Annotated in this window: 12 protein-coding genes and 2 pseudogenes; 9 read left to right on the forward strand and 5 right to left on the reverse strand. The window is 69.0% G+C overall.

What is annotated here, in order from left to right:
• The 5 genes and pseudogenes from AB0D85_RS51725 to AB0D85_RS51745 all read left to right on the forward strand — a co-directional run.
• The coding region (locus tag AB0D85_RS51725; RefSeq protein WP_362338539.1) for an RICIN domain-containing protein at nt 1-362 on the forward strand (362 nt) is incomplete at its 5' end.
• A gap of 713 nt (nt 363-1075) precedes the next feature.
• Nucleotides 1076-1720 (forward strand): RNA polymerase sigma factor, encoded by a 645-nt coding sequence (locus tag AB0D85_RS51730; RefSeq protein WP_362338542.1) that lies wholly within the window; start codon nt 1076-1078, stop codon nt 1718-1720.
• Complete coding sequence (locus AB0D85_RS51735; RefSeq protein ID WP_362338545.1) at nt 1717-2790, forward strand: CU044_5270 family protein; 1074 nt, start codon at nt 1717-1719, stop codon at nt 2788-2790. The genes AB0D85_RS51730 and AB0D85_RS51735 overlap by 4 nt, the downstream gene beginning before the upstream one ends.
• A complete protein-coding gene (locus AB0D85_RS51740; protein WP_362338548.1) occupies nt 2791-6183 on the forward strand; it encodes a S8 family peptidase in 3393 nt (1130 codons plus the stop codon).
• A 60-nt stretch (nt 6184-6243) separates the two neighbouring features.
• Nucleotides 6244-6716: pseudogene (locus tag AB0D85_RS51745) on the forward strand (site-specific integrase); the annotation flags it as partial.
• A 329-nt stretch (nt 6717-7045) separates the two neighbouring features.
• Here the strand turns inward: AB0D85_RS51745 and AB0D85_RS51750 are convergent.
• Nucleotides 7046-7474, reverse strand: coding sequence for a hypothetical protein (locus AB0D85_RS51750; RefSeq protein ID WP_362338551.1), 429 nt, complete (start codon nt 7472-7474; stop codon nt 7046-7048).
• 294 nt (nt 7475-7768) lie between these two features.
• Here AB0D85_RS51750 and AB0D85_RS51755 point away from each other — a divergent pair, with 294 nt between their 5' ends.
• Nucleotides 7769-7930, forward strand: a complete 162-nt coding sequence (locus AB0D85_RS51755) for a hypothetical protein (RefSeq protein WP_362338554.1) — start codon at nt 7769-7771, stop codon at nt 7928-7930.
• A 109-nt stretch (nt 7931-8039) separates the two neighbouring features.
• Here AB0D85_RS51755 and AB0D85_RS51760 read toward each other — a convergent pair whose 3' ends face one another.
• Together AB0D85_RS51760 and AB0D85_RS51765 are read right to left on the reverse strand one after the other, a co-directional pair.
• Entirely contained in the window at nt 8040-8255 is a 216-nt protein-coding gene (locus tag AB0D85_RS51760; protein ID WP_362338557.1) for a hypothetical protein, read from the reverse strand.
• Nucleotides 8256-8643: 388 nt separating this feature from the next.
• A complete protein-coding gene (locus AB0D85_RS51765; RefSeq protein WP_362338560.1) occupies nt 8644-9369 on the reverse strand; it encodes a transporter substrate-binding domain-containing protein in 726 nt (241 codons plus the stop codon).
• 267 nt (nt 9370-9636) lie between these two features.
• Between AB0D85_RS51765 and AB0D85_RS51770 the strand changes: the two genes are divergently transcribed.
• Nucleotides 9637-10272: an SMI1/KNR4 family protein gene (locus AB0D85_RS51770; RefSeq protein ID WP_362338563.1), complete on the forward strand. Its 636-nt coding sequence runs from the start codon at nt 9637-9639 to the stop codon at nt 10270-10272.
• Between the two features lie 74 nt (nt 10273-10346).
• Here AB0D85_RS51770 and AB0D85_RS51775 read toward each other — a convergent pair.
• Nucleotides 10347-10701 (reverse strand): annotated as a pseudogene (locus AB0D85_RS51775) (hypothetical protein).
• Between the two features lie 469 nt (nt 10702-11170).
• Between AB0D85_RS51775 and AB0D85_RS51780 the strand changes: the two are divergent.
• Together AB0D85_RS51780 and AB0D85_RS51785 are read left to right on the forward strand one after the other, a co-directional pair.
• Nucleotides 11171-11392, forward strand: a complete 222-nt coding sequence (locus AB0D85_RS51780) for a type II toxin-antitoxin system VapB family antitoxin (RefSeq protein ID WP_048819778.1) — start codon at nt 11171-11173, stop codon at nt 11390-11392.
• Complete coding sequence (locus AB0D85_RS51785; protein WP_362338567.1) at nt 11389-11799, forward strand: PIN domain-containing protein; 411 nt, start codon at nt 11389-11391, stop codon at nt 11797-11799. The genes AB0D85_RS51780 and AB0D85_RS51785 overlap by 4 nt, the downstream gene beginning before the upstream one ends.
• A 179-nt stretch (nt 11800-11978) precedes the next feature.
• On the opposite strand, the gene AB0D85_RS51790 is transcribed toward AB0D85_RS51785, so the two are convergent.
• A complete protein-coding gene (locus AB0D85_RS51790) occupies nt 11979-12383 on the reverse strand; it encodes a hypothetical protein (protein WP_362338570.1) in 405 nt (134 codons plus the stop codon).
• Nucleotides 12384-12529 lie beyond the last annotated feature (146 nt).

Below are 12529 nucleotides of genomic sequence, written 5' to 3' on the forward strand. Positions count from 1 at the left end.
CCCCACCTCCGGACAGGACGGCCAGCTCGTACAGGGCTGGGGATGCGCGGGCAGCACCAACCAGGTATGGAACTGGTCCTGACGACCCCGCCGCCGCGGACCGCACCGTCCACCAGGGGGACGCCGCCGACGGCAACCAGGGCCAGCAATGGCGCATCATCCCCGTCGAGGGCGCGACCGATGGCGCCGTCCTCGACCTCGACAAGCCCGGCGCGGACGACACCCGGGTCGTCCTGCGCGAGCACGACAGCGCGGAGAGCCAGCGGTGGCGATTCGTCCCGGCCAAGCCCAAGCGCACCAGCGACCCGTGCTGCGCTGGGGGGCGCTGGGCCACTGGAACGGCCGCCGGTCCTGAAGGCTGACCCCTCGACCGCGCGGCAGCGGCCATCCGGCGCGCAACCGGGCTGGTGGGCCGGTGCACGGTTCCTCGCCGACACCACGGAAGCGGGCCGGCACGACGTCGTGGGGCTCAAGCCCGCGGAGGAGGCCGTGACGTCGTCCACAAGAGGCGACGACACGTTCGACGACGAAGAGCGAGTCCTGCACCAACCCGACGTCGTCGTACTGACCGCCGACCGAGTCCGGGTGTCCCCCAGGACAAGGAACGAACTTTCGCCACCGAGCTGGACGCCACGGTCCGCAAGGCTCGGGCCGCTACGCACACAGAGCGCCCGCCAAGCCTTCTGACACGAATCTGGCACGCGACAACTGATCATCATGGACAGCAAAAAGGCCCAGGTCTCTGACCTGAGCCTTCTCCATGGAGCGGGTGAAGAGAACCGAACTCGCGCTCTCAGCTTGGGAAGCAACGGCGCTTGGGTGGTCAGATAGCTTCTGACCTGGTCTGATGTGCTCTGACGTGGCGTGTGTGGCGGCTGGACTGCGCTGTTGCGTGCCGTAGCCCCGAGGTGCGCGATATCGCCGAGGCGTCGGCTTGCGGACGCACTCTCCCGGGCCCGCCGCCCGCTCGCTGAACGGCAACACTGAGGCTCTGCCGGTAGCCGCCGAGGTGGTCAGTGCGGCTTGCGTGACATAGCTCACTGGAACTCGTATACGCCGACCGGCAGTTCAAGAGGTGACCACAGATATGCGAACCCGGGTGCGAAACGGAGATCCGGACGCCTTCGCGGAACTTTTCGACGAGTGTGCCCGCGCGGTGTACAACCACGCCTTCCGGCTGACCGCCGACTGGTCCGCGGCCGAGGACGTCATGTCGACCACGTTCATGGAGGCGTGGCGGCGCCGTGCGTCGGTCGAGACCGACGGAGGCTCACTGCGGCCGTGGCTGCTGGGCATCGCCACCAACGTCGCCCGTTCCCACCACCGCAGCAACCGCCGCTACCGCAACGCGGCAAGCGCCGCGGCCGCCGCGAACGCCGCCGGGGAACAGGTCGAGGACCACGCCGAGGAGACCGCCGGACGCGTGGACGACCGCCGCCGGATCAACGCCACACTGGCCGCCCTCAGCCTCCTCAAGCGCCCCGAGCGCGAGGTCCTGACGCTGTGCCTGTACGAGGGGATGGAGTACGCGGAGGCGGCCCGCGCCCTCGGCATCCCGGTCGGCACCGTCCGCTCCCGCCTGTCCCGCGCCCGCGGCAAGCTGCGCAGACTCGCCGACGCACAACTGCTCGAAGAAAAACGGGAACTCACCCGTACGAACCGGCAGATAACAGGTGATCGCGGATACGCGGTCCGGTCCGTACAGGAAGGAAACCGATGAACGCCAGCCCCTCCCAGCCGCACCCGGCTGAGTGGACGGAGACGCAGGGTCTGCTGCCCTCCGCAGAGCGGGATCTGCCGACGGGCCGTCACCAGTTGCACAAGGAGCAGATGATGGCCCAGATCCACGAGGACCTCCGTACGTCGTCCCGCACCTCCCCGGCCGTGCCGCCGAAGCGGCCCAACCCGTTCCTGCGCCGTACGATCCTGCTGCCGGCCATGGCCTTCGCCCTGGCCGGCGCGGTCGTGGGCGGCCTCGCCCTCACCGGCGGAGGCGCGGACGGCGGCACGACCGCCCTGGCCACCGGCCCCGCCCTGACCACCCGGATCGGCACCGCCGACGCCAAGGGCGCCCCCCAGCTCCTCGACCGCATCTCCCTGGCCGCCGCCACCACCTCCGCGCCCACCCCGCACCAGGGCCAGTACGTCTACATCGCCTCGAAGGTGGCCAGCACCTACTACCGGGAAGACGGCGACGACTCCAAGGTGGTCAGCGACAAGCTGCACTCCCGCCAGGTCTGGAACTCCCTCGACGGCAAGGACGGCTGGCTGATCGAGGCCGGTCAGACCGACGACAACGGCATCACCTTGGCGAGCAAGGTCCCGTCGGCCGCTGCCTACAACACCCTGGCCGAGCTGCCCACCGACCCCGACGCACTGCTGCAGCGGATCTACCGCCAGTCGGACGCCCACCGGGATGCCGACGTCCCGCGTGACCAGGCGGCCTTCGTCGCCATCGGCGATCTGCTGACCGAGAGCTACCCGCCCGCCGAGGTCAGCGCCGCCCTCTACAAGGCCGCGGCCAAGATCCCCGGGGTCGTCGCGGTGGACGACGCGGCCGACGCCACGGGCCGGCACGGGGTCGCGATCGCCCGCGAGAACCCGGCCGACGGCGAGCGCACCGAGTGGATCTTCGACAAGAAGACTCTGCAGTTCCTCGGCGAGCGCACCGTGGTGGTCAAGAAGGTGGCGGGCAGCGAGCTCAAGGTCGGCACCGTCGTCTTCACCAGTGCGATCACAGACCGCAGCATCGTCGACGCCAACAAGCAGATCCCCGGGCAGGCGAGCTGAATGCGCGGCAGAACACCGGCCGGCGCCTCGCTGGCCGCCCTGCTGCTGGCAGGGCTGACGACGGGCGTGTCGGTGGCGGCCACGGGCTCGGCCCCCGGCACGCGGACGGCGGACACGGCCACGGCCACGGTCGCGGAGCCCGGCGGCTCAGGCCCCGGCGCGCGGGCGGCGGGCTCCACCTCCCCGGCCGCCCGGTACGTCACCCTCCTCACCGGCGACCGGGTCCGGCTGGACGCCCGGGGCCGGGTGACGGGTGTACGGCAGGCACCGGGCCGTGAGCACGTCCCGGTGTCGGTGCGCGGCGTCGGCGGCGACCAGTACGTCGTCCCCGCCGACGCCGCCGCCCTGATCGGCCGAGGCGTCCTGGACCAACGGCTGTTCGACGTCAGCGGCCTGATACGCGCCGGCTACGACGACACCCGGCGCGGCACGCTCCCGCTGATCGTGTCGTACAAGGGCAAGCCCGCCCAGCACAGGAGCACACAGAAGTCGCTGGTCACGGACGCGGACGCCACCGTACGCCGGGAGCTGCCCAGCGTGGCCGGCGCCGCGCTCACCGTGCCCAAGGCCGGTGCCGACGACACCTGGCGGACCCTCACGAAGGAGCAGGGAGTCGCCCGGGTCTGGCTGGACGGCCGGTTCAAGGCGTCGGCGGACGAAGACGGCGGGACGGCCGGGGAGGTGGGCGGCGGCGCGCAGATCGGCGCCCCGGCCGCCTGGGCCGCCGGATACGACGGCAAGGGCGTCAAGGTCGCCCTCCTGGACACCGGTGTCGACACCACACACCCGGACCTCGCCTCGGTGGTGACGGCGTCGAAGGACTTCAGCGGCACCGGCAGCACCGACGACATGGCCGGCCACGGCACGCATGTCGCGGCGACGCTGGCCGGCTCGGGCGCACGGTCCGGCGGCCGGTACAAGGGCGTCGCGCCCGGTGCCGGGATCCTCAACGCCAAGGTGCTGGACGACAGCGGCGAGGGCAGCGAGTCCAGCATCATCGCGGGCCTGGAGTGGGCCGCCGCGCAGGGCGCCAGGGTGGCCAACCTCAGCCTGGGCCAGGCCGACACCCCGGGGCAGGACCCGGTCGAGGCGGCGGTGAACGCCCTCTCCGCGAGCACCGGCATGCTCACCGTCGCCGCGGCCGGCAACGAGGGCCCCGACGCGGGAACCGTCGGCTCGCCGGGGGCCGCGGAGTCGGCGCTCACCGTGGGCGCCGTCGACGGCGAGGACCGGATCGCCGACTTCTCCAGCACCGGTCCGACCGCCGACAGCGCGCTGAAACCGGACCTCACGGCGCCGGGCGTGGACATCGTCTCGGCCAAGGCGGCGCACGGCTGGATGGGCGACCCGGCCGCCGACGGCTATGTCTCCATGTCCGGTACGTCGATGGCGACGCCGCATGTGGCAGGGGCGGCCGCGATCCTGGCCCAGCGGCACCCCGACTGGACCGGCTCACAGATCAAGCAGGCGCTCACCGCGTCCACCACCCCGACCGCCGGCACGACCGGCTACCAGCAGGGGACGGGCCGGGTCGACGTGTCCCGGGCACTGGGCCAGACCGTGGTGCGCGAACAGACCTCCGTGTCCTTCGGCAAGCAGCTGTGGCCCCACACCGACGACCGGCCGGTCACCAAGCACCTCACGTACCGCAACGACGGCGACCGCCCGGTCACCCTGGACCTGACGGCCACCGCGACCGGCCCCGGAGGCAGCACGGCCCCCTCGGGCATGTTCACCCTGAGCTCCGCACAGCTCACCGTCCCGGCGGGCGGCACCGCCGGCGTCGACCTCACCGCGGACACCCGCGTCGAGGCGGCGGACGGCGCCTACTCGGGCACCGTGGTCGCCACCGAACAGGACGGCGCCGACCCCGTGGCCGTCCGGACCGCCTTCGGCGTCGTACGCGAGATCGAGGCACACGACCTCACCCTGAAGTTCCTGGACCGGGACGGAAAGCCGGTGCGGGCGCCGCTGACCGAGATCCTCGGGTACTCGGGCACGTACTGGACCACGAACCTGGAGGACTCCGAGCAGATCTCCAAGGGCGTCTACCGGGTGCGGGTCCCACGCGGCGACTACGTCGTGGACACGGTGCTGGAGGCGGCCAAGGACGCGGGCACCTCCGTGCTGGTCCGGCCGAGGCTCTCGCTGACCAAGGACACCACGGTCGTCTTCGACGCGCGCAAGGCGAAGCCGGTCGGGATCACCGCGCCGCAGGGCGCGAGGATGTCCGACGGCCAGCTCAACCTCGCGGTGGGCACCGGAGCCGGCGGCAGCGAGGCCCACAACAGCACCCTCTTCCTGGGGGCGTTCAAGAACCTGCGCACCGCGACCCTGGGCCCGCCCGCCCCGGCCGGGAGGTTGAGCACGCAACTCGGCGGCCTGTGGCAGAAGGGCAGCACCACCTACCACCTGCTCCACAACCTGCCCGACCGCTTCCCCACCGGCTACCGGCACACCACGCGCATGACCGAACTGGCCCTGCTGAAGCGGAACTTCGGCTCATCCGTCACCCACCGCAAGGGCACCGTCAACGTCCTGTGGAGCGGCCCCACCCTCTCGCTGGGCACGGTGAGCGCCCCCTTCCCGCTGCCGGCGACCGCGAAGATCTACGTCACCACGCCCAAGGGCTTCACGTGGACGGCCGACCTGGGCCAGCAGAACGCCTCCGGGGACGACCTGGACGTCTTCTACGGCACGGAGGGCGCGAAGTCGTATCGGGCGGGCCGGACTTACGCGGCCACGTACAACGTCGGCGTCTTCAGCCCGACGACCGGCGGTGGGTACGGCGCGCGGCGCGACGGCGACACCCTCGACCTGTGCGTCCCCGACCTCGCCGACGGTTCCGGGCACCCCGCCTCCTCCACCGCGAAACGCCGCACGACCGTCACCGCGGACGGCAGCACCCTCCTCGACAACGACGGCGATCTCTGCCAGACCGTGGAGAAACTCCCCTCCGCCCAGGCCCGCTACACAATCCGAACGAACCTGACCCGCCCGACGAGCGTGGCCACGACCACGACCGGCCTGACGGCAACCTGGACCTTCACGTCCCGTACGACACCTTCCACCTCCGTCCCCCTCCCCCTCTCCACGGTCCGCTTCCACCCGAAGCTGACCCCGGCCGGTACGGCCCCCGCAGGCCGCCGTACCACGATCCCGCTCTCCCTCCAGGGCCCGGCGGCCACCCATCTGAAGTCCCTGACGGTGAAGGTCTCCTACGACGCCGGCAAGACCTGGTCCCCCACCCCGGTGACCACCGCCCACGGCGCAAGAACCCTCACCCTGACCCACCCGGCGCACGCCCGCTCGGTCTCCTTCGAATCCACCCTGACCGACACCACCGGCAACACCTACGCGGTGACGATCCTGAAGGCGTACCTCCTGACCTGACGCGGGGCCGAGCCCGTGAATCCGGGTCTGAGGGGAACAGGCATGCCCAAGACGATGACGGCCAAGGCGTACCGACTCCTCGAGGCCATCATGGAGACAGCCGTGGACGACGAGTCGATCACTCGCAATCCGTGCCGGATCAAGGGCAGCCGGTAAGGAGAAGGCGGCTGAGCGGCGCATCGCTACCAACGCCGTAGGGATGCGCTGGCGGCTCATGGTCCACCTCGGTGCGTACGGTCCGATGCGGCCGGAAGAGCTGGCCGGCCTCCGCCCCCGGGATGCCGACCTCGACAACCTGCGCGTCCGTGTTCGCCTCGCCGAGCAGGGGCCGGATGGGCTGCTCGTCGGCATGCCCGAGGGCTTCCGGTTCTACGATCTCCGGCACACGGGGCACACACTGTCCACGCGCTCCGGGGCCACGCTCAAGGACACCATGGTCCGGGCTGGATGCCACGGTCCGTAAGGCGCGGGCCGCTGCCACGCGGAGAGCGCCCGACAAGCCTTCTGGCACGAATCTGGCACGCGACAACTGATCATCATGGACAGCAAAAAGGCCCGGGCCTCTGACCTGGGCCTTCTCCATGGAGCGGGTGACGAGAACCGAACTCGCGCTCTCAGCTTGGGAAGCGACGGCACTTGGACGGTCAGATAGCTTCTGACCTGGATATATGTACCCTCGCGCGGCGCCCGAGAGCACAGCCTCGCACCGCTGTTTACCGCGGTTGACCGGTCTTGAGGGCACGCTATGGGCATGCCCTCGGTCCGAAGGAACGCGAGAGCGCCATTCCGGACTCGACCCCTCCCAGGTCATGGAAGCGGCCGTCAGCCGGAATGCCTCGTTGCAGAAGCACACCGGTCTTCCCTACCCGAACGGGCTCCAACCCTCAGCAGGCCCTGTGACCACTGCGCATGCGTGACGGCCTTCGGGCGGTCCCATCGACTCGGCCTGGCCGGCCCCCAGCGCTCTGGCGATCGCCTCCACCGCGAGACGCTGCATGAGATCATCGTCGTACTCACCGCGGCCTTCCTCGGCGAGCTTCAGTAGCGCGCGAAGCAGCTCGGCGTCGAACGCGTCGCGCAGGAATTCCCCCGCGCCCGAGACCGCAGCCATGAGCGCATCGTCACTCAGGCCCCACTCGGGAGAGCCCAGCAACTCGATGATCTCCTTCCGGTACTGCGCTCCCACCCTCCAGTGCCCGGTGAGCACCTGCACGGCGAGCGCCGAGACCATCGTCACGCTGGAGGCGACTGGAGCGGTGGCAGAAGGCCGGCGGTCTTCGACCAGCTCCACCGCGTCCTGCTCGCCGAGCTCAATGCAGCCGGCCGACTCGACTGGTCCCGGGCCTGCGTGGATGGCTCCCACATCCGCGCGACATAAGGGGGCGCCGACACTGGTCAGTCGCCGGTCGACCGGCGGAAGACGGGCAGCAAACACCACCTGACCTACGACGACGTCACCAAGACCCTCGCCCTGGTCGACGGCATCCCGCCCGTCGCGGGCAGGCCCGGCCGGCCCCGCCGACGCCCAGAAGCCCTGCGGATCCTGCCCGTCATCTCCCGCAAGGGCTGCCTGAACATCAAAGACATGGGCAAGCTCCGCTACGTCGTCGAGCAGACCTTCGCCCTGCTCCACCAGTTCAAACGACTCGCCGTCCGCTGGGCACGCCGCACCGAACTCCACGACGCCTTCGTCTCCCTCGCCTGCGGCCTCATCTGCCGGCGCCGGCTCAAGAAGGCCCACTCGTGATCCTGCTACGAGCTCTTGGTGGCGTACGCATCTCGGTGTAAACGTGATGGTGCAGCATGCTCGCGCGGGAGCGCCCCGCGGCGCGTGGCTGCGGGGTGCCCAGTGGGCGTCAGTCGACCATCTGCCCGTCGCCCGTACCGCCGACGCACTTCATCCCGACCACCTTTCCGCCGCCGTCCACGCACTCACCCGGGGTGAGGCTTTCGGTGTGGGCGGTGGCGGGGGCGTTGTGGGTGGCGGCCGTGGCGGTGGCGGCACCTGTGAGGCCGAGCCCGGCGAGGGCTGCCGTGGCGATGACGGCCGCGAGAGTTCGTCGAATGCGCATGCGGTTTCCCTTTCACGGATTGCCTCGGTTGGGGCACTACTCAGCTTGATCTTCACCCATATGGGTGGCGCGTTTGATTACTCCATTCGAGTGACACCGGCCGGAGTGGGCCACCGGCGACGCAGGGACGGATGGCCGGTGCCGCAACCCGCCGGGGAGGCCTTGGGGGCCGTGCTCGCATTCACGTACGCATCTGGCATGAATCTGGCACGCCTGTCGCGAGTGCCGACCACCGCTCGTACATCTGGATCGATGACGAGATCAACGCGATGGATCGCCTCTGGGCCTCTGCGCAGCACGAAGGGCAGTCGCCTGCGAGAAGAACACGCCGGCGGACGTTGAATTCATCCCCCCTGCCCATGCCTGCCCATGCCTGCCGAGCCCACAATCAGGTTGCGGCAGGGGCGGCCAGGGTTGGTTCCTGACCGGAGCGGCACAGCGCCTGGGCGACGAATCCGGACGCCAGCAGCTCGGCCACCGTCTCGCTGAGGAACCGTGTGGTCTCCGTACCTCTCGTCTTCGTCGTGCCGATGGCCTGCCGGATCGTCATGAAGGCAGGCTCCAACAGGCGTAGGTCGGGGCGTTGCGCGACGTGCGAGCTCAACGGTTGACGGATACCGGCCGCCACGTCCAGGCCCTCGGCATGGAAAACATCGACGCCCTCATCGCCGCGCACGACAGTGGCATGGCGCAGGGTGCGGGCCAGGTACAGGTCGTACGCCGACCCCTTCTTGACACCGATGCGGATCCCACCCCGATCAACCTCGTCGGCGGAGGCGAATGCCGAGTTCACTGGTACCGCGTACACCCCCTCAATGTGCACATACGGCGTGCTGAACGTGACCTCCGCTTCACGAGCCGGGTCCACAGCGAGGAAACAAAGGTCAGCCTGCCCCTCAGCCATCGCGGCGTATGACTTTCGGGCCGCATCAAAGCAAACGAACTCCACTGACAGGTTCAAGCGTGCGGCTATCTCGTGAGCCAACTCGACGGTGATCCCGGACGGCAACTCAGGGGTGCCCTGAGCGAGGACCGGATTACCGAGGTTGATCGAGGCGCGCAGCACTCCTGTGGGGGCCAGGTCGCGGGCAAGATCTGCGTTTGTGCATGCCATGCCGTGAGCCTAAGTGTCCGTTGTCCGATCGGCCTCAGGTTTCGATTAGGCACAGGGGCGTGCTGTCAGCGTCCCTCGCGCCACTACGGACCCGCAGTCGGGAACGGCGCCCCCGCCATCCCGGTGTCAGCCGATCCCCCGCCGAAGGCATTGCCTTGACCACGGACCGCTCTGTGCAGTGATCGACTCATGGCCTTCGGTCATATCCACCTGTGGGCGTGAGTGCGGGCAGTTACGGTGAGGGCCCGTGCCGATGGAAGGAGCGTCGTGTCCGCTGAGAGCTCTCTGGAGCCGCTGCTCGGTCTCGTGTCCCATGAGCACGGGGCGGATGAGCAAGTGGACTGGGCCGACGCCGAAGAGGCTCTCGGAGTCGGTCTGCCAAGCGACTACAAGGCATTCATGTCGGTCTACGGCGCGGGGGACATCGGAGATCTCGGCATCCTCGGGCCGCTGCCCGTCGACTACTTGCAGTGGGACCCCGGCAGCATCGTGGACAGCGTGCCACCATTTCGGGATCTCTGGGACGGCGAAGGTGGTGTCCCCGGTATCGAAGCCGACGGCAGCTCGGTCCTGCCCTGGGGCTCCGGCTGCAATGCCAACGAGTTGGGCTGGCTGACGCTCGACCCGAACCCTGACAGGTGGCCCGTTGTGGCCTGGCGGCGTCAGATCGGCTACGGCGACTCACACTGGAAGCTCTTCGATTGCGGCATGGTTGACTTCCTGGTCAGGATGATGCGCGCCGAGTTCGACGAGTGTCCTCTTGGGGATGCGTCCCTCTGGGGTAAGACCGCCCCGTTCGTGCACTGGCGCGAAGCGCAACGCCGGTGGCTCGCAGGACTCGACCCTGAAACGGGCGAGCCAGATCCCCTCGGGCAGGAGTTCCTTCAGTGGCCGGCACCGTGACTCACGGAGCGGTGCCGGCCCGGCGACAGTTCCAGGCCGGCACCGCCTCAGTCCATGACGTGCTGTTTGAAGTGTTATGTGCAGGGCGGAAGTTCGACGCCTTGGCGGTGTGCCCGTGGCAGGAAGGTGACCGGCCGGATCGTCGAAGCGATGCGCGTGGTGGCCCGGGTGACGGACACCGTGCAGGATTCTAAGCGGGGGCAGGGCTCGTCGGGTTGCTGCGCGGCCGTCGTGGAGCCATGCCCAGACTTCGTCCGCGGCGTCCGGGTCGAGTGCCGGTGAGATGGCGCGGAGCGCGATGGCGCCCCGTCTGTCTGCCCGAGGTGCGGAGTAGGCATCGAAGGATGCGCGATGTGCCGGCCACTGCATCCGGTCGGTAAGGTCGTCGGTCCAGCAATCGCACCAGAAGCCCCGGCGGGGCTTGTCCATCAACACGGGTGGCCTCCCACTGGGCGTTCACGAAGAGTTCCGTGGTGCCGGTGTGGCCGCCGTCCGCGACACCTGGTTGACGGTGGTGACATAGACGGCGTGGACGCCCCAGACGTGCCGCCGACGTCTGGCCGAGGCGGCGACGCCGGCGGGTTCCTGCCCGGGAGCGAACCGCAACCACCAGGCCCGCTGTCCGGGTCCTGATGGCGTGATGCGTCCGGCTCCGATCACGTTCGGGACGACGGCGGACGCGGACGACTGGCTTGCCGAGAGACAGCCGGAGACCCGACAAGCCTTCTGGCACGGACGCGCACGACGCCTGCGCCGAACGGACCGCATCGCCTCTCTGGCTTGTCTGGAGTGTCCGTCGCGACTGCACATGCCGGCATCCGGCGCTGAGACGTGGCACCGCAAATGTTGGTGACGTATTCTTCTATACACATCACCAACATTGTGCGGGAGGTGCTGCATGTCCGTGACCCAGATCGACATCGACGATGACGCCTTGGAACGTGCCATGGCTCTGGCCAAGGTCAGGACCAAGAAGGAGGCGGTCAATCTCGCTCTGCGCTTCTACGCTGAGCAGCAGGAGCGTGCGGCGCGCATCAGCCGCCACTTCGAGCGTGCGCGTGAGTGGGGTGCCGTCGAGGACGCCGAACGCCTGCACCGAGCGGAGAAGCACAGCCGGTGATCTACTTGCTCGACACGTCCGGCCTGGTCCGGCTGCTCCGCGATCCAAAACTGCAATCGGCCTGGCACGACGCGATCGACGCAGGAGCGATCGCGTCCTGCTACGTGCAGCGCGCCGAGTTTCTCCACAGTGCCCGGAACGGACGCGAGTACGACGAGATCTCGGAGATGTTCACCGACCTCTACCCCGACGTCTCGGTGCCGAAGAACGCGGGGCGCTGGATCGGCGCGGTGCAACACCGTATGGCCCAGGCCGGGGAGCATCGCAGTGCCTCGGCTGTGGACCTCGTCATCGCTGCCACCGCTGCCCATCACGGTCTGGCCGTCCTCCATGACGATGCTGACTACCGCGCTGTTGCCCGGCACGCATCCGACCTGACCGAGCACAACATCCACGACGTGGCCTGAGCCGCGTTGTCGCCCGACAGGTTGCGGATAGGGACGTTCTGCGAACACCTGGCCTTGTTCCGCGGCCGGCTGACCGGCGACGCGAGATCACCAGCGGCCTTGAGTGCCGTCGAGCCTCGGATCGGTTTCGGTGACATGTGAGATGAGAGGGGGCTGGGCGGTTGTTGCCCTGTGGCGCGTCAGCATGCTGGAGGCGCTGGACGAGGCACTCTCAGAATCGGATTCCATGCGAACCAGTCGAGAACCTCGGCGCCCAGTTCCCAAGGGGCGTTCAGCAGCGCCTTTTCTGTCGTCTCCAGGTCTGAGGCGACCGCGTCCGGCGCCGGACCGATGCGCTGCATCACATCGCCGCGCTTACGGAGGAACTCCTCGTCCTCGCCGCGCAGACGCCTCATCGCCGCCTTCACGCAGACAGGCCATCTCGGCATGCCGAAGTAGTCGTCATGTGTCCCGAGTTGAGGGGCGGCCACGAAGATGAGGAAGTCGTCGTGGGACAGCTGCCCCTCAAAGTGCATCAATGTGTCGACGCGTCTTTTGACGTGTTTCTTGATCTCCCCAAGGAACCCCCAGCCGAAGTCCGTCAACGTTCCAGAAGTCGGCAGGGTTCATCCCTCCCCAAGGTCGTGTCCCTTCTCGTGCAACGCCGTTGCATTAGCCGTCAGGCCCGGCGTCAATGTCTCCGTCCTTGACCATCTTGAAGTCCAGTGTGTACGTCTGAACCGTGCGTGGA

This window comes from Streptomyces sp. NPDC048277 (assembly GCF_040652235.1).
Lineage (GTDB): Bacteria > Actinomycetota > Actinomycetes > Streptomycetales > Streptomycetaceae > Streptomyces.

Coding starts and splice junctions, on each gene's coding strand:
- AB0D85_RS51735 (WP_362338545.1), top strand. CDS start 1,717: ATGAACGCCAGCCCCTCCCAGCCGCACCCGGCTGAGTGGACGGAGACG.
- AB0D85_RS51740 (WP_362338548.1), top strand. CDS start 2,791: ATGCGCGGCAGAACACCGGCCGGCGCCTCGCTGGCCGCCCTGCTGCTG.
- AB0D85_RS51755 (WP_362338554.1), top strand. CDS start 7,769: ATGGGCAAGCTCCGCTACGTCGTCGAGCAGACCTTCGCCCTGCTCCAC.
- AB0D85_RS51760 (WP_362338557.1), bottom strand. CDS start 8,255: ATGCGCATTCGACGAACTCTCGCGGCCGTCATCGCCACGGCAGCCCTC.
- AB0D85_RS51765 (WP_362338560.1), bottom strand. CDS start 9,369: ATGGCATGCACAAACGCAGATCTTGCCCGCGACCTGGCCCCCACAGGA.
- AB0D85_RS51780 (WP_048819778.1), top strand. CDS start 11,171: ATGTCCGTGACCCAGATCGACATCGACGATGACGCCTTGGAACGTGCC.